We start from the raw sequence: 20612 nt of genomic DNA, 5'->3' as shown, positions 1-20612 counted from the left end.
ATTGCCGGTCTAAAACTTATTTATTATTGAAACCACTGTGGAAGCCCTTCTGCACAGCCGTTGGGGCATCCTTATAGGCCATCTGCTTCACGTAGGTTCCGCGAATCATCAACCGGTTAGCCCCCGTTGCATCACAGGTAATCAGGGTCACTAACTTACGTTTAGTCTGCGCCACCACCTGAACATCGGTGGCCTTGATGAACTTGCGAACGCTAACCTTATAAACGTAAACCTGCTTGGCATTCGTCAAGTAGATGTTCTGGCCCACCCGGGTTTTCCAATAGAGGGGACTAAACAAAATCGTCTGCGACGTCATATGATGGCCAGCCAACGGATAGTTACCCTCACCCATCTTTTGGTCAGGCCGCATCGTCCCGGCGGTCAGCGCTAACACTTCATTACTAACCCCTTTTGCAATCGGCAAATGAATCTTGGACTGTGGCATCAAAAGCTCACCAATCACATGAATATTAGCGGTATTCCAGCGAGCATTAGCCACCGTTGAAAAGTCGAGCGACTTCACCTTGCCGAAGTCATAGGAAGCCGGCTTCTTTTCACTCTTCTTAACCGACTTTTGCGTAATCTGTGGTTGGTAGGAAGAAATCAGCCAATTTTTAATCTGCTCGTTGAAGATCAAAGCTAACGAGACTATTAATAATAATACAAATATTGTGGACCAGAACCAGCGCATTCGACGTGGTTTTGGGGTCTTTTTATCTGCCATTTGAGTTTACTCCAATCCCCAATTAATTCGATCTCTACGATACCGCATTTTACCCCAAAACACGGGAAAAACAAAGCTATCCGCAAATTTGCGCAAACAAAAACCGGCGACAGATAACTGCCACCGGCGACGAATCATAATTTTTATAATTAGTCGTTTGCCAAACCGTACTTCTTGTTGAAACGGTCCACAGCACCATCGGCCTGAGTAAACTTTTGCTTACCAGTGTAGAATGGGTGTGAATCTGAAGAAATTTCGACACGGATCAATGGGTAAGTGTTGCCATCTTCCCATTCAACCGTTTCGTCAGAAGTTGCAGTTGAACCAGACAAGAACTTGTAACCAGTACTTGAGTCTTGGAACACAACTTCGCGGTAATCTGGATGAATTCCTTGCTTCATAATGTATTTCGCTCCTTTGCCCTGAACCATTGACTGGGTCAGAGATTGATTTAATCGTCAACCGTTGAATTATACCATGAATCTATCTGTGCGGCAATGGCTAATCTTGACCATTCTCCACGAGGCTGTCTTCAACGATTTCCACATCGGCATTTAAGTCGGTGAGCTTTTTAACAATTCGGTCATATCCCCGCATGATGTTCTCTGCACGATTAATTTCAGTTGTGCCATCTGCCATCAATGCTGCGATGACCAACGAAGCTCCCGCCCGAATTTCTCCGGCCTGAACCTCGCTGCCCACAAGATCAATACTTGGATCAACCACGATAGTCCCTTCTTCAGAACGAATGTTAGCGCCCATCTTTCGCAATTCGGCGATGTGCTTAATCCGCTTGGGGTAAATGGTATCAATGACCACACTACTACCGGCTGCTCTAAACAGGAGGGGCGTTAAGGGTTGTTGAAGGTCGGTGGCGAAGCCTGGAAAGGGCATCGTCTTAATCTGAATCGGTTTCAGGTCATCAACGTGCGGAACAAAAATACTATCTTCGTTGATTTCTAGCGGAACACCCATCTCCATCATCTTAGCGGTGAAGGCCTCCAAGTGCTCTGGAATAACGTTTTTGATGGTCACGCCATCTCCTACCGCAGCGGCCATCGACAGATAAGTCCCAGCCTCGATACGGTCAGGAATAATGGTATGCGTGTTCATGGCGCGTAATGTGGCCACCCCTTCAATCCGGATGACATCGGTGCCGGCCCCCCGAACATGTGCCCCCATGTTATTGAGGAAGGTTGCAATATCAATAATTTCAGGTTCCTTGGCAGCATTTTCAATGACCGTCGTTCCCACAGCCTTAACCGCTGCCAGGATTGAGTTGATCGTTGCCCCAACGGAAACCATGTCTAAGAAAATCCGGGCGCCATGCAGGCCGTCGGGACCGGTAGTGATGCGCACCGTATTGTCATGTTCTTCAACCGAAGCTCCCAACGCTTGAAAGGCCTTGATGTGTTGGTCGATTGGCCGTGGACCGATGTTGTCTCCACCAGGGAAACTTAATGTGGCCCGTTGGAAGCGCCCCAACAGAGACCCCATGAAATAATATGAAGCCCGTAAGCTCTTAATGGCTTTACTTGGTAATGGTGCTTCCACGATTTCCGTGGGGTCGATCGTCAAAACACCGTCCTCAAACGTGGAATGCACGTTCATCGAGCGGAGGATCAACATTAAGTTATGCACGTCTAAGATGTCCGGTACCATGTCAAACCGGACCGGTGTGTCAGCCAAAATTGCTGCTGGAATTAGGGCTACTGTGCTATTTTTAGCGCCGCCAATCGTCACTTCTCCAGCTAGACGATGGCCGCCATGAATAATCATTTTCTTCATTGTGATGGGTTCCTCACTTATTTATCTTCCATTTATAATTCCATACAGTCAGATACCATGATAAATAATGCCGGGCAAAAAGACAACAGTTTCCCGGGATTCTGTGCAAAATGTAATATTTGTTAGTTACAAGACCACGTGACGTAAGTCATCCAAGTCCTTCGCCAGAATCGTATCAATAATTATTTTTGTTAACGTTTTCGGGGTCTCGGGCATCCCGTCCTTGACCCATTTCTTCATAATGCTTTGTAATCCAGCGCCAATATAGGCTCCTTGATAGTCGTCAATCATTGGTGGTTGGGGACCGGCCTGTAACATGAGGGCCTGCATCCGTGCCAACAATTTCGTCTTCCCTTCCACAAAGACCAGATGACTAAGCTTCTCATCCTGGTAGAAGGCATTCAACAGGTGTTCTAAGGCTTGGGTAGGGGTTCGCCCCTCGATTGGTTCTAACGAGTCGACAAAGGTCTTCTCAATGGTTTCAACACACTGGTAAATATCGGTATAGTAACGATAAAAGGTCGTTCGGTTCACATCGGCCTGTGCACAGACCGCCGTGACCGAAATCATATTGATTGGTTTCGTCTCCAACAAAGACAGCACCGTCGTTTGAATGACTTGCTGGGTATATTGTGCCCGGCGGTTATTCTTGACTCCAGCCATCATGCTTCACTCCCATAAGTTCAACAGAGAGGATAAATCTGTTGCACTAACAACATTTACATTTAAATTGATGGTTGCTAGTCCCTGTAAAACTTTTTATGATATAAGACACGGTGTTGCATTAATGCCAGTTTACCAGAAAAATGGTATAGGCGATAGTCGTAATCATAAAAAGGAAGGATTCTTTCAAATGCTGGAACTAAAACACATCAAGAAATACTACTACGTGGGTGACTCCGTCACTAAGGCCCTGGACGATGTGTCCGTGGCCTTCCGTTCGCAAGAATTCGTCGCAATCCTTGGTCCCAGTGGATCCGGTAAGACCACCATGCTCAATGGCATTGGTGGCCTCGACATTTACGATTCCGGCGATTTGGCCATCGAAGGCAAATCGACCAAGGATTTTACGGCCGCTGACTGGGATGCCTATCGGAATAATTCCGTTGGCTTTATTTTTCAAAGCTACAACATCATTAGCCACCTTAGCATTCTCGATAATGTCGAAATGGGGATGACGTTAAGCGGCGTTTCCAGTCAAGAAAAGAAAAACAAAGCCTTACAAGCTCTTGACCGCGTGGGACTGACCGAACACATCAACAAACGTCCCAACCAACTCTCCGGTGGTCAACTCCAGCGAGTCGCCATCGCCCGGGCCATTGCCAACGATCCGGAAATTCTCCTGTGTGACGAACCCACTGGCGCCTTGGATACCGAGACCAGTGAGCAAATCATGCAGCTGATCAAGGAGCTGGCGGCGGAACGACTCGTTATCATGGTGACCCATAACCCCGAATTGGCCAAGGAATATGCCGATCGGATCATCGAATTCGCCGATGGCAAAATTCAAAACGACTCCAATCCCTACGACGGTCACACCGATGCCGACCAATTCAAGTTGAAGAAGACCCGGATGACCTTCTGGACCGCCCTGAAGCTTTCCTTTAACAACATTCGGACCAAGAAGGGGCGGACAGCTTTAACTGCATTTGCCTCGAGTATCGGGATCATTGGGATTGCCATCGTTCTGGCCCTATCAAACGGCTTCCAAAAACAAATCAACAAGACCCAGGCCAACACGTTGGCTCAGTTTCCCGTGACCATTTCCCAAACCGCGACTAGCACCAACGGCACCAATGCCAACGACAAGGTCAAGCCAACTAAATCCAACCAGGTCATGGCCAAGGTATCTGAACAGGACAAGGCCACGCATACGAATAAGCTTACCAAAGATTACTTAAACTACGTTAAAAAACTCGACCCGCAACTAAGCAAGAACGTCACCTATACCTACTCGACCGGCATGAACTTGCTACGAAAGGTTAACGGTAAGGTCAAGTCGGTCTCATTCTCGAATACCGATAACAGTAGTAGTTCCAACAGTGCCAGCGCCATGCAGTCAGCCATGGCTGCTTCCACCGGTGTCGGCGGTTCCGTATACCCTAGCGCGAATGATGGCGGCATTAGCTTTCTCAAGAAGCACTACAAATTAGTCTCTGGTGGCTATCCCAAGGGTGCCAACGAGGTCATTTTGATTGTTGACCGAGACAACTCCACGAATATCAATGCCCTCAAGAACTTAGGCTACTCCGTGAAGGCTAACCAAAAGTTCGATTATAACCAAATTGTCGGTACCACGATCAAGGTTGTCAATAATAACGACTATTATCAAAGCCTGCCAACCGGAAACTACGTGCCCAACAAAGCCACAACTGGCCTCTACAACAATCATAATAATACGAAATTGCAAATCGCTGGAATCGTCAAAGTGAAGTCTAAGTCCTCCGAAAACGTCTTAGCCTCAGGAATTGCCTACAGCGACCAACTAACCCAAAATATCATCAGCAAGAATCAGGATTCCCGTATTGTAAAGGCCCAGCAGAAGGCCAGCGCCAACGTGATGACGGGTCAAAGTGTCGATCAGACCACCAAGAAGTCTCTGGTCAGTTACCTGGGTGGTTCAACCACCCCTGCCAGCATTCTGATCTACCCCAACACCTTTAAGAACAAGGATAAGGTATTACGTTATCTGGATAAATATAATCATGGTAAACGCAAGGCCGATCAGGTCATTTATACCGATATGGCCGGGACCGTTTCCAGTCTGACCGGTGGCCTGATGAGCGCCATCACCTACGTTTTGATTGCCTTTGCCGGAATTTCGTTGGTTACCAGTATGATTATGATTGCCATCATTACCTACACCTCTGTGCTCGAGCGAACCAAGGAAATTGGGATTTTAAAGGCCCTCGGCGCCCGAAAGAAGGACATTACCCGTGTGTTCGATGCAGAAACCTTCATTCTCGGGATCGCATCTGGTGCCCTGGGAGTTGTGATTGCCTGGCTCCTCACTTTCCCTGTGAATATCGTCTTGAAGAACATCACCGACCTCAGTAACGTGGCTCATTTAAATCCCATTCACGGGGTTATCTTGATCATCATTAGTACCATTTTGACCGTTCTCGGTGGCCATATTCCCGCCCGAATGGCCGCTAAAAAAGATGCAGCCACCGCGCTACGCTCCGAATAATCTCCAAAATAAAAGGCGTGTGATCAGTCGATCACACGCCTTTAACTTATCTAAAATTAGTCGTTAACTTCTTGGCTAGCCGCAGCGATAAAGGCCTTGAACAGACCTTCCGGACGGTCAGGCCGGGATAAGAACTCTGGGTGATATTGGGAAGCCACGAAGAACCTCTTATCTGGCAATTCAATCACTTCTACCAAGTGGTCGTCAGGTGAGGTCCCAGAAAAGACCAGTCCCTTGGCAGTCATCTCATCTCGGTATTCGTTATTGAATTCGTAACGGTGCCGATGCCGTTCTTCAATCTGACTCTGATTGTTGTAAGCAGCAGCGGCAACACTACCCGCCTTCAACTTGCAAGGGTACAGGCCTAACCGTTGCGTCCCACCCATCTCATGGACGTCGGCTTGATCGGCCATCAGATCAATAATCTTATGACTGGTATCCGCGTTCATTTCCGTTGAGTTAGCATCCTTATACCCCAGGACATCCCGAGCAAATTCAATACTGGCCACTTGCATTCCCAGGCAAATCCCCAGGTATGGAATATCTTGTTCCCGGACGTACTTAATCGCCGTAATCATGCCTTCAATCCCACGGTCACCGAAACCACCAGGAACAACGACCCCGTCCATCCCCTTCAGAATATCGGCCACATTGTCATCGGTAATTGTTTCGGCGTCAATCATGTGGAGATCAATGTTGGCGTCAACCGGGTAACCCGCGTGTTGCAAGGCTTCAGCAACGGAAATATAAGCATCGTGTAAGCCAACGTATTTTCCAACCAAGGCAATCTTAATTGTCCGGCTCAAGTTTTGCATGTGGTCAACCATCTTGGACCAGTCTGCCATGTCGGATTGTGGGGCATCGACCTTGAAATGGTCCAGAACAATTTGATCTAAGCCTTGTTCCTGCAACCGCAGTGGAATGGAGTAAATGGTTGGCACGTCCATGGATTCAATGACGGCAGATGGCTTAACGTCACAGAACAACGCAATCTTTTGTCGCATCTCGTCCGTAATGTGATTTTCGGTCCGCACCACCAAAATGTTTGGTTGAATCCCAATACTCCGGAGTTCGCGGACGGAATGTTGGGTAGGCTTCGTCTTCATCTCGTGGGCCGCATGCAGGGTTGGCACCAGTGTGGTGTGAATGTAGACCACGTTCTCGTCACCAACTTCGGACTTCATTTGCCGAATGGCTTCCAAGAATGGTTGTGATTCAATATCTCCAACCGTCCCACCAATTTCGGTGATCACGAAGTCGGCGCCTAAGGTCTTACCGGCCCGCATGATTTTTTCCTTGATCATCCCCGTGATATGAGGAATCACTTGTACCGTGGCTCCCAGGTAATCGCCACGGCGTTCCTTTTCCAAGACTTCCGAATAAATCTTACCAGTCGTGACATTCGAGTACTTGTTCAGATTGTTATCGATGAACCGTTCGTAATGACCTAAGTCCAAATCTGTTTCGGTACCATCGTCCGTAACGAAGACTTCCCCGTGTTGGTACGGGTTCATGGTGCCGGGATCCACGTTGATGTATGGATCGAATTTCTGAATCGTGACGTTTAACCCCCGGTTCTTCAATAGCCGGCCCAGTGAAGCAGCCACAATTCCTTTACCTAAAGATGAAACCACGCCGCCAGTCACAAAAATATATTTGGTCATGTGCAAACTCCTCGTAAGATTATTTAGGGTGATCCGGTGCGTCCGTAAAACTATAAAAAAAGCTCCCTATTCGTTGGAATAGGGAGCTCACCGTTCAGTTGTCCTTAACTACAAAGTAGCAAGGAGCCCAAAAATCATGATACCTGCTTTTGGGTAAGAGGTCAAGTAAACGCAGAAATTATTTTTCTTCGCTATCCTCTTCATCGTCGTCATCATCGTCACTGTCATCGTCGTCAGCGGAGAAGTCGAGACTGTCATCCTCGTCGTCATCGGGAGCATCCATCTGTGACAGCTGGTCTTCGATTCCGTCCGGAATATCTTCCGTATCGTCTTCTTCGTCATCGTCGTCAATGCCGAGACCCGTCTGTAACTTACCCAAATCGGGACCGTTAGAACCAGTCGTGTCGTCATCATCATCATCGTCGTCGGCGTACGTGCTATTATCGTCATCTTCTGGATCATCGTCGTCATAATCGATCACATCGTCGTCATCGGTCGTGTCGGCGAGAAAAGCATTAACCTTCTTACGCTTCTTGCGCTTAGGTTGGTCCTCATCCTCTTCGGTATGAACCGTTGCCTCGTCGATGGATTCGAACGGATACCAAGTTCGCAGTCCCCAAAGGTTATCACCCAGAGAAATGAAACTACCATCGACGTTTAAATCCGTATAAAATTGGGACAGCCGTTCACGAATTTCTTCGTCGCTATCGCCTAAATAGGTTTGGACAGCATTTGCCAGATCGGCAAACCCCATCACATCGCCATGCTGTGACAAAATGGCGTGAGCGACTTCAATCATTGATAATTCCTTTTTGTTCTGGCCCTCAAAGACTTTTAATTCCAAACTGGTGCACGTCCTTTCCGCAGTCTACTAAAATATGATACTCGCTTATGCCGTAAATTGCAATCTAATCTTATAGTTTCCAACCAATTCTTCCCCAGCATACAGGAGGTAATCGATCTTTACGTTCCCACGGAATGGCCGTTCCTCAAATTTAGTTTCGAGGAGTGGCGTCACGGTTTCAATCGGCATCATCCCGTATGGTGTGTTGTAACGGGCCGTGACTCGTTTACCACTAACGAAATGTAACCGCAATTCAGCTTCTGCCGCTCGCGTCAGATGAACCTCACCTTCCGGCGTAAACTTCATAGTTACCGGCGTCTTATCACCCGTCTCCTCGTTGGGTTCAAGGTAACGGAGGTACAAATTGGTCCCCATCTGGACCAATTGTCCATCCACATCCAAACGGTAGTCGGAAACATCCTCATGCTGTTTGATATGTGTTTCCAAGTGAATCGCAACAGGCACCCCCGTAGATAGCTGATCCATTTGCACCCTTCCTTTCCAAAAATGTCTGTTTTAATTATAGTTCATTTACAACCGAAAGCCTACCATTTACCTGTACTCACCAACGCCTATTGAGTCAATCTTCAGTTTTGGCTAAGCATGGTCCAGACCATGACGCCATCCGGCTTTTCTAGTATAATGGTGGGGTGAAGACCAATTGTGAAGGGTGATGACGGTTATTGGACCAACTAAAACAGATTGCACCTGACATTCAGACGCTCACCACGCCCATCCCGGCGAACCAAGTCAATCAGGCATTTGGCTATACCAATGCCTTATTGGACTCGGTCGCGGAACTAGGGCAACCCCTTCTGCACTTCTGGACCATGACGCCGACCGTGATCATGGGATTAAAGGATAAGCATCTCCCACACCTCGCCGCTGCCATTCGCGCGGTTCAGGCGCACGGCTATGATGTCGTCCTTCGCAATTCTGGTGGGTTAGCGGTCGTGGCCGATAACGGGGTCCTCAACGTCTCACTCTTCGTCCCGTTAACCCAGCCCATCAGTGTCAGCACGGCCTATGAGCAAATGACCACGCTGGTTACGCTGGCCTGGCCCGAGCTCAGCATCGACCACTATGAAATCACCCGCTCCTATTGTCCGGGTGACTATGACCTTAGCGTCGATGGCCGTAAAATCGCTGGCATTGCCCAGAGACGCAGCACCAATGCCTTGGTGACCATGCTCTACCTAAGCGTGCGAGGCAACCAACAGCAGCGGGGAATCATCGTTCGCGACTTCTATCAAGCCGGTTTGGCTAATGAGCCTAATCAGTGGGATTTCCCGGATGTTGATCCCGGGACCATGACCACAACCGCCGCTCTGCTGAACCAAGATCTGACCCTCACAGCTGCCCAGGACCGATTCACCACGGCCTTTACACAGGCGGGAACCCGCGTCGGTCGCGGAAAAATCACGGCCATGCTTGGCACCCCAGCCTTTCAAATACGGCTTGACCGGGCCACAGATCAGATGCGTCGCCGACAACCTAAACTAAACTAAATTAGAATTAGCAAGGAGGAGTTAGTGTGTCCTATGCCCAAGCACGGTTACCCCGTGAGAAAGTCTTTCGGGATCCCGTTCATAATTACATTTACGTACAACATCAAATTATTCTCGATCTGATTAATACCCGGGAATTTCAACGACTACGTCGCATCAAGCAATTGGGAACCGCCTCACTAATCTTCCATGGCGCAGAACACTCTCGTTTCACCCACTCCTTAGGGGTGTACGAGATCACCCGCCAAATTTGTGATAACTTTCAACGAAACTACCCCACCCAGGAACCTGGCGATGGGGGTTGGGATGACCGTGAACGATTGACCGCACTGTGTGCCGCCCTGCTACACGACATCGGCCACGGCCCATACTCACACACCTTTGAACACATCTTCCATACCAACCATGAGGCCATCACCGTCGAGATTATTACCTCCCCAACCACCGAGGTCAATCAGGTGCTCCGTCGGGTAAGCCCGACGTTCCCTAGCGAAGTGGCCAGCGTCATCCAGAAGACCTATCCTAATCCCCAGGTCGTCCAGATGATCTCCAGCCAGATCGATGCGGATCGCATGGACTACCTACTCCGCGACGCCTACTTCACCGGAACCGAATATGGGACCTTTGACATCACCCGAATTCTTCGCGTGATGCGTCCTTACAAGGACGGTATCTGCTTTGCCATGAACGGTATGCACGCGGTTGAAGACTACATCGTGAGTCGCTTTCAAATGTATCAACAGGTTTATTTTCACCCGGTATCTCGTTCGATGGAGGTCATCTTGGACCATCTCCTTGGCCGGGCCAACGTGCTCTACCAATCTGGACAAAGTAACGAAAGCTTCATCCCCCATCTCCTATTACCATTCTTCAACAACAAATTCGACCTAGAAGACTACCTCTATCTCGATGATGGGGTCTTAACCACCTACTTTACTCACTGGCGGCAATCTCCCGACGACATCCTGGCCGATCTAGCTCATCGTTTCTTGGACCGCAAGCCTCTTAAGAGTGCCGTTTACAACGACGCCACCAAGTCCTTGCTGCCCCATTTACGGGAAGCCGTGCGGTCGGTTGGATTTGACACTGATTACTACACCGCTACCGATGACAGCTACGACCTGCCTTATGATGACGCGTACGATCCTAAAATGACTTACCCACTCACACAGATCGAGTTACAAGAACCCGATGGGACCTTGCGGGAATTATCGACCGTTTCCGATCTCGTTAACGCCATCCGTGGCAAATTTACGGGTGACCAGCGTTTCTTCTTCCCAAAGGAAATGTTGAACCCCGGTGACGATGCCCCAGAACTTTTCCAACCCATTTATAATGACTTCATAAACTATCTACAAAATGACCAACTGATTCAACCACAGGGACGTGATTAAGTGACCATCAAACTCATTGCAATTGATATCGACGGTACCCTATTGAATAATGACCATCGTATCACCCCGGAAACCAGGGCGACTATTCAGGCGGCCTTGACCGCCGACATCAAAGTTGTGCTGTGTTCCGGGCGGCCGCTGACGGGGGTGACCCCTTTTCTAAAAGAACTCGGAATTAGTGGCGATGACCAATATGCAATCACGTTCAACGGCTCGATGGCACAAACCATCACCGGTAAGGTCCTGGTACAACACGCCCTCTCCTATACCGATTACATCGACCTCGAAGCCTGGGCCCGCAAACAAGCGGTCCACTTTCAAGTGGAAACGCCCCAGCGACTCTATACCGCGAATCCCGATCTAAGCTGGGAAACAGTGGTTGAAAGCCACCTGGTTCATCTGCCTATTGGCGTCCGCACCCTGGATGAAATGCCCACGGATTTAACGATGCCAACCGCCATGTTCATTGATGAAGAATCGGTGATCGACCGCGTCATGACCGCCATTCCCCAGGAATTTCACGACCGTTTCTACGTCGTCCGCACGTCGCCCAAATTTATCGAAGTCATGAATCAACATGCCAGCAAGGGCAAGACGCTCCACGAGTTGGCAACCCGTCTGCGGATCCGTGCCGACGAGATCATGGCGATCGGTGACCAGGGTAACGACCTGCCGATGATTCGGTATGCCGGATTCGGCATTGCCATGGGTAATGCCAGCGAGCCGGTCAAAGCTGCTGCCAACCATATTACCCTGTCGAACACCGAAAACGGGGTAGCGGCCGCAATTAAGCAATATGCACTTAACTACTCAAAAGAATAAAGGAGACTCTTCTACATGACGATTAAAGTAATCGCAATCGATATTGATGGCACCTTAGTTAACGACCAAAAGCAAGTTACTCAAACCACCATTGACACCATTCAGGCCGCCCGCGATCGCGGTATCAAAGTGGTTCTTTGCAGTGGTCGACCACTCTCCGGCGTCAAGCCTTACCTCGACAAGCTGGGCATCGACGGCGATGACGAATACGCGATTACCTTTAACGGGTCCGTCGCCCAAACGATCAGCGGAAAAGTGATGACCAACCACTCCCTGTCGTACGATGATTTCATTGACCTAGAAGCCCTATCACGGAAGCTGCAAGTCCACTTCCAGATCGAAACTCCCGATCATATCTATACGCCGAATAAAAACATCAGTGCTTACACCATTGCCGAAAGTTACATGGTTCGGATGTTAATTCGTTACCGGAACGCCGCTGAAACCAGCCGCGACCTGACGATTTCCAAGGCCATGTTTGTTGATGAGCCAAAGATTATCAGCCGAATCAAGCCACTAATTCCAGCCGAATTCCATGACCGATTCTACGTCATTCAAAGTGAACCCTTCTTCATCGAAATCATGAACAAGAACGCTAGCAAGGGTAATGCCCTTAGCGAACTGGTTGCCGATCTTGGGTTCAAGTCCGATGAGGTCATGACACTAGGTGACCAAGGCAATGACCTGACCATGATTCAATACGCTGGCCTCGGCGTTGCCATGGGTAATGCCATTCCAGAAGTTAAGGCGGCCGCGAACACCGTTACCTTAACGAACAATGAAGACGGCGTCGCTGCTGCTATTAAGAAGTATGCGTTAAGCTAACGGTCAATGTTAGCCCTAAGCCGCACTTCAGCGGCCGGGGATGACCGTCAGGCAACTCGTGGCGCATTAATTCAGATTAAATCAAGTTGGTCCACCGATATTTATCGGCGGACCTTTTTGTTGTTTCCATACTACGCTCGATAGTTTTGATCGTTTCTGACCCGTCTTACTTGAGAAGAACTTACCATCACATGACCGGCCTCGTCGTTCATTTGCCCGTAAAATATAGACAAAAAATTCGCCGATCACCGTTGATCGACGACGCTTAAACCTCATTTAACTTTGGTAACTAAAGGTTGAAAGCTGGAATACCTGTCTCGTTCCAGGATTGGCAAGAATTCGACCCGTTCCGGCCCATATCTGCCGGCCATTAAGGCCAAGGACCCACCAGGTTGCCTAGCCTTAGTCCCCATGTTGCTGAAACAAGGATGGTGACTGATTTGAAACTCTCAACCTTTAGTTCTACAAGATGGTAAAGATGATGCCCAAGACCATATAACAGGCACCGGAAACCAGGCCATAACGGGCCGGGGCATTTACCGTGATCGGGGCATTCTTCACACTAGCGACATGGCGAACCCCCACCTTTTCACCTGGGAGTGGCGCTGGATCCTCACCTTTACGCCGACGATGTCGCCAACCCGTGAAGAGGTGGCCTTTCAGCAAGATGCAGACCGCACCAAATACCAATAAGGCCAACCCGACCATGAACAAAAGATTACCGATAACCATGATTGGCTGGTTTAAGATCTTCATGACCAAGGCGACCAACAAGCCACCCGCAACCGTCCCTGTTGCCCAACGCTGCCACTTATTCATTCAACCGCTCCTCACTTAACAAAAAAGCCCAAGCCAACGCCCTGCGTCGCTTAAGCCTTTAAACGTTTACTGTTCTTGACTCCGAAAACGATTCTTAAACAAAGGACTCACTGGACGATTTTCATTAATTCGCTTGATGGCTTGGCCAATCAGCGGACCGACAGAAATCTGTTCAATCTTGTCAATTTGTTTTTCCGGCGTTAACTGGATGGAGTCGGTAATGACTAATTTCTTAATCGGGGATGCTTGAATCCGGTCAATAGCGGGACCCGACAAGACCGGATGAGTACAGCTAGCGTAAACTTCCGTAGCCCCCGCATCCATCAGTGCCTTTGAACCCAAGGTGATCGTCCCCGCTGTATCAATCATGTCATCAATCATGATGCACCGTTTACCCTTAACATCACCGATGATGTTCATGACCTTGGCCACGTTCGCCTTGGGCCGCCGCTTGTCGATGATGGCAATTGGTGCCTTTAGGAATTCCGCCAATGCCCGCGCACGCGTCACCCCACCATGGTCGGGTGAAACGACGACAGCATCTTTGGCCAAACCATTCCGTAAGAAGTAGTCCGCCAACAGTGGTGCACCCATCAAATGATCAACCGGAACATCGAAGAACCCTTGAATCTGGGCAGCATGGAGGTCCAGTGCCAAGACCCGAGTAACGCCGGCCGTCTGGAGCATGTTCGCTACCAGCTTAGCCGTAATTGGTTCCCGTGAACGGGCCTTACGGTCTTGCCGAGCATAACCGTAGTAAGGAATGACCACGTTGATTGTCGCAGCACTTGCCCGCCGCAACGCATCGATCATGATCAACAGTTCCATCAAGTTGTCGTTTACTGGCGCCGAGGTTGATTGAATCACATAGACGTGACAACCCCGAATGCTTTGTTCAATGTTAATCCGAATTTCACCGTCACTAAAACGGTCCACCGAAGTTTTACCCAGTTCAACGCCAACTTCGTCAGCAATCTTTTGAGCCAACGGTTTGTTAGAGTTCAACGCAAAGATCTTCAATTTAGGGTCAAAATATTGCGTAGCCATAATTTCCTCCAATAGCAACTAAGCTGCCAGAATTTACTATAACAATTTTATGCTATCGCGTCGTGAAACACAAGACCTACAGCCTAGTCTTCGCCCCGATATGGTAGTTTTTGATAATAATTAGGCTTATTCGTTTGCCGTTGCCGAGCAATGGCCATATCATACTGGTTAACCTGATCCGTAATTGTCGAACCGGCAGCGATGAAGCTGTGATCGGCAACGTCCAACGGCGCCACCAGATTTGAGTTTGAGCCGATGAAGGCATCGTCGCCAACCACCGTCTCATGTTTGTGCTTGCCATCATAATTAACAAAGACGACCCCACAACCAACATTGATGTTCCTACCGAGCTTGGCATTGCCAACGTAAGTCAAATGACCCACCTTGGTGCCTTCACCAATCGTAGCCTTCTTAACTTCCACAAAATTACCCAAGTGGACGCCGGCTCCGATATGCGATTCTGGCCGCAAATGACTGTCTGGACCAATGTTACTCCCATTAGCCATGTCAGAATCTTCCAACAATGAGGACGTGACCGTGACGTGGTCGGCCAACGTCGTATTCCGTAATTCAGAATGCGCGCCGATATAACAATCCTCACCGATGACGGTGTTACCCTTCAATAAAACCCCAGGTTCAATGATCGTGTCGGCACCAATCTTAACGCCAGCATCAATATAAGTTGTCTCGGGGTCAATTAACGTCACCCCATCACGCATATGGGCTTCATTAATCCGTTGCCGCATAATCTTCGTGGCGGCAGACAAGGCGACCCGGTCATTAACACCCATGGATTCATTGAAGTCATCCATTTGATAAGCAGCGACGATGTCTCCCTTGCGCTTCAAGATTTCAATCACATCGGTCAGATAGTACTCACCCTGAGCGTTGTCATTGGAGGTTTCATGAAGGGCAGCAAATAACTTCCGGTTGTCAAAGACATAGACGCCCGTGTTAATTTCATGAATTTCTTGTTCTTCAGAGCTGGCATCCTTTTGTTCCACAATCTTTTCAACAATGCCGATATTATTCCGAACAATCCGGCCATATCCAGTTGGGTCCGGCGCAACGGAGGTTAAAATCGTCGCAGCCGCATGCTTAGCTTCATGATAGGCAAACAGATCATCAAAGGTTTCCGCACGGAAGAGCGGGGTATCCCCACTGACGATTAGGGTCGTGCCCTCTTCATCCTTCAACATGGGTTCTGTTTGCAACACGGCGTGACCGGTTCCCAATTGTTCAGCTTGCAAAGCGTACTGCGTGCGGTCACCCAGGGTGGCTTTAACATCTTCGGCGCCGTAACCAACCACCGTCACAATCTGGTCCATCTTGGTCTGTTCAACCTGGGTCAACACATGGTCAACCATCGCCTTACCACAAACTTGGTGTAAGACTTTGTATAGCTTCGACTTCATCCGGGTGCCCTTACCAGCAGCCAAGATAATGGTATTTCTCGTACTCATTCGAAAAATCTCCTAGTTTTTAGTTATTGTCAGTATTAAAAATCTGCGTCAGGTAGTTCCCTGGTGTCACACGAATTTTCTCGTCTTGGGTATGAATCTTCAAGAGCGAGGTGTACTTGCTAACAGTCCGTTGGCCTTCAAAGTCACCTTCAGCAAAGACCGCCACACCAGCCAATTGGGAATCAAATTCATCCACTAAGGAACGGAGGCCACCGACGGTCCCGCCACCCTTCATGTAGTCATCCACAATCAGGACCTTGGAGCCCGGCTTAACGCTTCGTTTCGATAAAGCCATTCGTTCGATTCGTTTGCTCGAACCGGACACGTAATTCACACTCACCGTAGAACCTTCAGTGATCTGTGAATCGTGACGCACGATGACAAAGGGAACATTTAGATAGCTAGCCACACTTTGAGCCAAGGGAATCCCCTTGGTTGCAACCGTAACCACAACATCAACGGATTGATTAAGATACTGAGTTGCCAGAATCCGACCAATTTGCCGTAAAGCCGATGGCCGGCCCAAGATATCGGACATGTAGACGTAACCACCTGGCAGATATCGGTCAGCATCGGATAATTCCGTAATCATCTCGTCAACAAAGTGTTGTGCGTCTTCCCGTAAGATATACGGGATAAAGCGGGCACCACCAGCCGCTCCGGGAACGGTCTCTAAGAGGCCCGTTCCACGAGCCTGGAAGGTTCGCTTTAAGATGGTTAAATCTTCACTGATTGAGGACTTGGCGGACTCATAACGAGTTGCAAAAAAGGTCAATGAAACTAATTGGTGCGGTCTTTCCAATAAATAGCGGGTCATGTCAACCAATCGGTCACTTCTTCTGACTTTCAACATCTTCACCTCAAACGTTTTCTTTAGAGTTAATTGTAAGGTCAATTTTAGCATAAATGTTCGGGTTTATCGTTATATTTTCGTGAGAAAAAGCAAAAATGGCGGAAATTTAAGAAATGAAAGCGAAAGAAAAGACGCCGACCACCGTCAGCGCCTGGTAATTTCCAATTTTTTCAAATAAGTCTACTCGGCCGTTTGTAATTTTTGCCAGCCCAGGGCGGCAAAGTAACATACCGCTTCGATAGCGGCGATAAAGAACGATACCGGATAATTCGTCACATAACTCAATACCAACCCCAGCCAAACGCCAATCAGCGCCAGGGCAACCGCCAGGATCATCATACCGCTTACCGTGTGGGCAAAGTATTTCGCCGTTGCCGCCGGTAGCGTCAGAAGAATGAAGATCAACAGTGACCCCACAATTTGGGCCGCCACACTCACACTCAATGCCAGCAAGACCAAAAAGGTAATCGACAGGCTGTTTGTCCACAGCCCCTTGACCCGTGCCCCGGTATGGTCGAACGAATCAAATTTCAAGAACCGATAGATCACAAAGATCACGATTAAAACGAGTAGGGACAGCCATAACATCTGTCGCACGTCGGCTGCACTAATCCCAATGACACTCCCAAACAAGATACTGGTAGCGTAACTGGCATTCTTATTGGCTAGTGATAGAAATAAAATCCCTAACCCAATAAACAACGCGGAGATGGCACTCGTGGCAGCTTCACGCCGCTCACTGCGAGCACTCAGCTGACCAACGATGACGGAACTCACGACCGTGAACAGCAACATTCCGTTTAAGGGAGCCCATCCAGCAAAGATGCCGAAGGCCGCCCCAGAAAAGCCAATTTCGGAAAGCGTATGCGTCAGAAACGACATGTTTCGAGCGATCACGAAGACCCCCATGATGCCACAGATAATGGCGATGATGGTCCCGGCCGCGAAAGCGTTGCGCATAAATTCATAACTAAACATTTTCGCCCTCCCAAACCTTGTTCTGTGTCAGGCCAGCAATCGGTCCCTGCTCCGCCCCACGTGGCGTTAACATCAAATATTCCGTGCTGTACTTTCGGGCCATAGGGATATCATGCGTGACAAAGAGCACCGTCAAATCAAGGCACTGATTCAACTCTTGCACCAGGTCAAGCAGGTCCGTCTTGGTGACGGGGTCCAGACTTGCTGTCGATTCATCCAAAATCAACAAGTTGGGAGCCTCAACCAACGCTTGTGCCAAGTATGCCTTCTGTCGTTCCCCACCGGATGCCTGACCAATCGGCCGTTTAGCGATTGCTTCCAAGCCGGTTTCCTTTAAAATCTCCCGAACCGCTTGTCGTTCCGTTCGAGATAACCAGGGCCATTTCCAACCTGTCAGGTTTAACCCAACGAAGTCCTCGATAGTTAAAGGGTAATCAGCATCAATATTGCGGAACTGTGGGACGTAGCCAATCTTCACATGATTGGGGTCGGGCAAGTAGGTGACCTGCCCGTGAGTGGGCCGCAATTGATGCAGGATCGTTCGCATCAGCGTGGTCTTTCCTACCCCGTTTTTTCCGACGATGCTGAGAAAGTCCCCATGATTAATGGTTAAATTGAGATCCTTGAATACCGGGTGATTCGGAAAGGTCACACCGAGATTATCTAATTTTAAAATTGGTGTTGTCGTCATGATTGATTTCCCTCCTGAATCCGTTGAACCTGGCGATACTGTTTCAGCATCCACGTCCGATAACTTTCCTGGGTCGGCATGGTCTCAGTGACGGTCACCACCGGAATGCCAGACTGCTTGGCCAGCTTAACCATCGCCGTCACATTTTTACTAGAGTTCTGGGTATTTTCCACAAAGAATGTGATCTGGTGATGCCGAATCTGGTGTTGTAGCTGCGTAATGTCTGCAGGCGTCGGATCACTGTCTTCCTCGATTGCCTGAGCAAAGTGGCTGTCACTAACCCGATAGCCCATCGCTGTCAGCGCCAAGTCGAAGACCGGTTCGCTCACCGCCACACGTTGGCCGTGAGCGCCTTTAGCTAATTGACGGGCTAGCTTAGGAAAGACGGCCAACTGGCGCTCATACGCCGTCCCACGCCGCTTATACTGGCTAGCATGGGTGGGATCAATCCGACTGAACTTCTTAACCAACTGACGGGTGACTTTAGTCATCACCGTAGGGTCCGTCCAAAGGTGGGGATTATCTCCAGTCGACTTCCCCATAACCTTTCCAATGGAAACCGTCTTGGTACCTGAATCGGTGTTGGCTGCCACTAATTTATCCATCCAACTGTCATAACCCAAACCATTTTCGATCACAACATTGGCTTTGGCGACCTTTTTTGCCGTCTGAATATCTGGCTCGTAGCTCTCGGCATCAATACTTGGACTGTTAATGACCGTTGTGACCTGCCCTTGATCACCCAAAATTGCTTTCGCTGCCTCACCATAAAAACCCAGCGTCGCGACCACCTGGAGCTTACCAGATTGGTGTGGCTGGGTTTGTTGCTGACAACCGGTCAAAATTAAGACGACGGCGAGCAAGGACATGATTAAGGTCAGGGTGCGCCATTGAATTCGCTTGCCCACTTTGTTCATCCCATTCTTTACCCAAATTTATGTAAACAGTAACGATTACCATTTAGTAATTCTACCAGAGATTGAAAACTTGTCAACAGGGTGTCGCTAACTATTTGACGTAAGACGCCAGGAAGTCTGCGACCATCTGATCATAGCGTTCTGGATCCTGGGCACGGGTTTCAATATGGGCAGCAACGGGGTCCCGATACTTAAACTTAGGGCCAGCGGCGGCGCGATACAACTTATCTAAATTATCAATAGGAACCGTTTGGTCATTCGTCCCTTGAATCAATAGGATTGGCAAGTGTGACTTACGTAATTGACCAGCAATGTCCCCATCGGCCAACCGATATTCACTTAACCGGGAGTATTGATCGGCAATCGTTAAAGCGGGTTGGGCGGGCACGTGGAAATCATGGTGGAGCCGGTACCGGGCCTCACCAAGAACGGAAGCATAACCGGAATCTGCGATCACGGCCTTTACATTCTCCGGAAGCTCCTCCCCCATGGTAGCCATCACGGTGGCGGCTCCCATTGAGATCCCCAGCATAACAATCTGACAATCGTGACCCTTAGCCGCAACGACCTGATCGATCCAGCCTAAATAATCCAACCGATCCGTCCAGCCATACCCAATGGTGCTACCGGCACTATCGCCGTGAGCCCGGGCGTCGGGCATTAACACGTCATAACCCCAATTGTGAAAGACCCGGGCCCAAGGAATCATTTGTTCCCGGGCGTGACCTAAACCATGGGCCAGAATAACCACTTTGGTTGTCTCTTCTTCGGCCGCTAGCCAACTAGCCCGTAAGAGTAGACCATCCCGACTGGTTTGGGTCCATTCCACCGGCTGGTGTCGCAGATACCAAGCATTATCGGAAGCCGAATTTTCACCAATTGCCCGTTGCTTAGATTGTTCCCGACTCCGTGCATACGACTTCGTGGCAGCCACGTATAGACCTGCCGCCGCTCCTAGGACACTGACAACTCCGACAGCGGAGAGGGCTGCGGCGCCACCAACGACCTTTTGCCAAGTTTTCATCTTTACGACCCCTTTTCGTTTTTTCCTACACCCCCACTGTACCCAAAAAAGGTAAGCGTTT

General features: G+C 49.2%; 20 protein-coding genes. 5 read left to right on the top strand and 15 right to left on the bottom strand.

Features of this window, described 5'->3' with window-relative positions:
- Positions 1-16: 16 nt before the first annotated feature.
- The 4 genes from LSE01S_RS09420 to LSE01S_RS09405 all read right to left on the bottom strand — a co-directional run bounded on the left by LSE01S_RS09420 (position 17) and on the right by LSE01S_RS09405 (position 3175).
- Complete coding sequence (locus LSE01S_RS09420) at positions 17-724, bottom strand: class A sortase (RefSeq protein WP_061777381.1); 708 nt, start codon at positions 722-724, stop codon at positions 17-19.
- Between the two features lie 149 nt (positions 725-873).
- Positions 874-1125 (bottom strand): type B 50S ribosomal protein L31, encoded by a 252-nt coding sequence (locus tag LSE01S_RS09415; RefSeq protein WP_061777380.1) that lies wholly within the window; start codon positions 1123-1125, stop codon positions 874-876.
- Positions 1126-1225: 100 nt separating this feature from the next.
- Complete coding sequence (gene murA / locus LSE01S_RS09410) at positions 1226-2512, bottom strand: UDP-N-acetylglucosamine 1-carboxyvinyltransferase (protein WP_061777379.1); 1287 nt, start codon at positions 2510-2512, stop codon at positions 1226-1228.
- Between the two features lie 126 nt (positions 2513-2638).
- Positions 2639-3175, bottom strand: coding sequence for a TetR/AcrR family transcriptional regulator (locus LSE01S_RS09405; RefSeq protein ID WP_061777378.1), 537 nt, complete (start codon positions 3173-3175; stop codon positions 2639-2641).
- A gap of 190 nt (positions 3176-3365) precedes the next feature.
- On the opposite strand from LSE01S_RS09405, the gene LSE01S_RS09400 reads away from it, so the two are divergent.
- Positions 3366-5702: an ABC transporter ATP-binding protein/permease gene (locus LSE01S_RS09400; RefSeq protein ID WP_061777377.1), complete on the top strand. Its 2337-nt coding sequence runs from the start codon at positions 3366-3368 to the stop codon at positions 5700-5702.
- 56 nt (positions 5703-5758) lie between these two features.
- Here the strand turns inward: LSE01S_RS09400 and pyrG are convergent, their stop codons facing one another.
- From pyrG to LSE01S_RS09385, 3 genes are all read right to left on the bottom strand, one after another.
- Positions 5759-7366 carry a CTP synthase gene (gene pyrG / locus LSE01S_RS09395; RefSeq protein WP_061777376.1) on the bottom strand — a complete coding sequence of 536 codons (1608 nt, stop codon included), beginning with the start codon at positions 7364-7366 and terminating at the stop codon, positions 5759-5761.
- Between the two features lie 178 nt (positions 7367-7544).
- On the bottom strand, positions 7545-8210 hold the full coding sequence (gene rpoE, locus LSE01S_RS09390; RefSeq protein WP_061777375.1) for a DNA-directed RNA polymerase subunit delta: 666 nt from the start codon (positions 8208-8210) through the stop codon (positions 7545-7547).
- 45 nt (positions 8211-8255) lie between these two features.
- Positions 8256-8696, bottom strand: coding sequence for a YwiB family protein (locus LSE01S_RS09385; protein ID WP_061777374.1), 441 nt, complete (start codon positions 8694-8696; stop codon positions 8256-8258).
- Between the two features lie 197 nt (positions 8697-8893).
- On the opposite strand from LSE01S_RS09385, the gene LSE01S_RS09380 reads away from it, so the two are divergent.
- From LSE01S_RS09380 to yidA (LSE01S_RS09365), 4 genes are read left to right on the top strand one after another with little or no spacing between them, the layout of a single operon-like run.
- Entirely contained in the window at positions 8894-9718 is an 825-nt protein-coding gene (locus LSE01S_RS09380) for a lipoate--protein ligase family protein (RefSeq protein ID WP_235808333.1), read from the top strand.
- A gap of 26 nt (positions 9719-9744) precedes the next feature.
- Complete coding sequence (locus LSE01S_RS09375; protein WP_061777373.1) at positions 9745-11112, top strand: HD domain-containing protein; 1368 nt, start codon at positions 9745-9747, stop codon at positions 11110-11112.
- Positions 11113-11934, top strand: a complete 822-nt coding sequence (yidA, locus tag LSE01S_RS09370; RefSeq protein ID WP_061777372.1) for a sugar-phosphatase — start codon at positions 11113-11115, stop codon at positions 11932-11934.
- Positions 11935-11949: 15 nt separating this feature from the next.
- A complete protein-coding gene (gene yidA / locus LSE01S_RS09365; RefSeq protein ID WP_061777371.1) occupies positions 11950-12759 on the top strand; it encodes a sugar-phosphatase in 810 nt (269 codons plus the stop codon).
- A gap of 462 nt (positions 12760-13221) precedes the next feature.
- On the opposite strand, the gene LSE01S_RS09360 is transcribed toward yidA (LSE01S_RS09365), so the two are convergent.
- The 8 genes from LSE01S_RS09360 to LSE01S_RS09325 all read right to left on the bottom strand — a co-directional run bounded on the left by LSE01S_RS09360 (position 13222) and on the right by LSE01S_RS09325 (position 20551).
- The gene (locus LSE01S_RS09360; RefSeq protein WP_061777370.1) at positions 13222-13578 is read right to left on the bottom strand and encodes a DUF3899 domain-containing protein; all 357 of its coding nucleotides are present in this window, start codon (positions 13576-13578) and stop codon (positions 13222-13224) included.
- Between the two features lie 66 nt (positions 13579-13644).
- Complete coding sequence (locus LSE01S_RS09355) at positions 13645-14625, bottom strand: ribose-phosphate diphosphokinase (RefSeq protein ID WP_061777369.1); 981 nt, start codon at positions 14623-14625, stop codon at positions 13645-13647.
- 83 nt (positions 14626-14708) lie between these two features.
- Positions 14709-16088 carry a bifunctional UDP-N-acetylglucosamine diphosphorylase/glucosamine-1-phosphate N-acetyltransferase GlmU gene (gene glmU, locus LSE01S_RS09350; RefSeq protein ID WP_061777368.1) on the bottom strand — a complete coding sequence of 460 codons (1380 nt, stop codon included), beginning with the start codon at positions 16086-16088 and terminating at the stop codon, positions 14709-14711.
- A gap of 19 nt (positions 16089-16107) precedes the next feature.
- Positions 16108-16938, bottom strand: a complete 831-nt coding sequence (gene purR, locus LSE01S_RS09345; RefSeq protein WP_082622390.1) for a pur operon repressor — start codon at positions 16936-16938, stop codon at positions 16108-16110.
- Positions 16939-17121: 183 nt separating this feature from the next.
- Positions 17122-17919: a metal ABC transporter permease gene (locus tag LSE01S_RS09340; RefSeq protein ID WP_061777367.1), complete on the bottom strand. Its 798-nt coding sequence runs from the start codon at positions 17917-17919 to the stop codon at positions 17122-17124.
- The gene (locus LSE01S_RS09335) at positions 17912-18610 is read right to left on the bottom strand and encodes a metal ABC transporter ATP-binding protein (protein ID WP_061777366.1); all 699 of its coding nucleotides are present in this window, start codon (positions 18608-18610) and stop codon (positions 17912-17914) included. Before LSE01S_RS09335 ends, LSE01S_RS09340 begins: the two co-directional genes overlap by 8 nt.
- Complete coding sequence (locus LSE01S_RS09330; RefSeq protein WP_420843301.1) at positions 18607-19518, bottom strand: metal ABC transporter solute-binding protein, Zn/Mn family; 912 nt, start codon at positions 19516-19518, stop codon at positions 18607-18609. The genes LSE01S_RS09335 and LSE01S_RS09330 overlap by 4 nt, the downstream gene beginning before the upstream one ends.
- A 100-nt stretch (positions 19519-19618) precedes the next feature.
- Positions 19619-20551: an alpha/beta hydrolase gene (locus LSE01S_RS09325; RefSeq protein WP_062473525.1), complete on the bottom strand. Its 933-nt coding sequence runs from the start codon at positions 20549-20551 to the stop codon at positions 19619-19621.
- Between the last annotated feature and the right edge of the window lie 61 nt (positions 20552-20612).

Source organism: Levilactobacillus senmaizukei DSM 21775 = NBRC 103853, from assembly GCF_001592085.1.
GTDB lineage: Bacteria > Bacillota > Bacilli > Lactobacillales > Lactobacillaceae > Levilactobacillus > Levilactobacillus senmaizukei.
Note: the sequence above shows the minus strand (reverse complement) of the source record. Positions and strands in the feature narration are given on the sequence as shown.

Bases quoted from the DNA above. Each gene is read 5' to 3' on its own strand.
- LSE01S_RS09405 (WP_061777378.1), bottom strand. From the start codon at position 3,175: ATGGCTGGAGTCAAGAATAACCGCCGGGCACAATATACCCAGCAAGTC.
- LSE01S_RS09340 (WP_061777367.1), bottom strand. From the start codon at position 17,919: ATGTTTAGTTATGAATTTATGCGCAACGCTTTCGCGGCCGGGACCATC.
- LSE01S_RS09360 (WP_061777370.1), bottom strand. From the start codon at position 13,578: ATGAATAAGTGGCAGCGTTGGGCAACAGGGACGGTTGCGGGTGGCTTG.
- LSE01S_RS09420 (WP_061777381.1), bottom strand. From the start codon at position 724: ATGGCAGATAAAAAGACCCCAAAACCACGTCGAATGCGCTGGTTCTGG.
- LSE01S_RS09400 (WP_061777377.1), top strand. From the start codon at position 3,366: ATGCTGGAACTAAAACACATCAAGAAATACTACTACGTGGGTGACTCC.
- yidA (WP_061777371.1), top strand. From the start codon at position 11,950: ATGACGATTAAAGTAATCGCAATCGATATTGATGGCACCTTAGTTAAC.
- LSE01S_RS09355 (WP_061777369.1), bottom strand. From the start codon at position 14,625: ATGGCTACGCAATATTTTGACCCTAAATTGAAGATCTTTGCGTTGAAC.
- pyrG (WP_061777376.1), bottom strand. From the start codon at position 7,366: ATGACCAAATATATTTTTGTGACTGGCGGCGTGGTTTCATCTTTAGGT.
- murA (WP_061777379.1), bottom strand. From the start codon at position 2,512: ATGAAGAAAATGATTATTCATGGCGGCCATCGTCTAGCTGGAGAAGTG.
- LSE01S_RS09415 (WP_061777380.1), bottom strand. From the start codon at position 1,125: ATGAAGCAAGGAATTCATCCAGATTACCGCGAAGTTGTGTTCCAAGAC.
- LSE01S_RS09385 (WP_061777374.1), bottom strand. From the start codon at position 8,696: ATGGATCAGCTATCTACGGGGGTGCCTGTTGCGATTCACTTGGAAACA.
- glmU (WP_061777368.1), bottom strand. From the start codon at position 16,088: ATGAGTACGAGAAATACCATTATCTTGGCTGCTGGTAAGGGCACCCGG.
- LSE01S_RS09325 (WP_062473525.1), bottom strand. From the start codon at position 20,551: ATGAAAACTTGGCAAAAGGTCGTTGGTGGCGCCGCAGCCCTCTCCGCT.
- LSE01S_RS09335 (WP_061777366.1), bottom strand. From the start codon at position 18,610: ATGACGACAACACCAATTTTAAAATTAGATAATCTCGGTGTGACCTTT.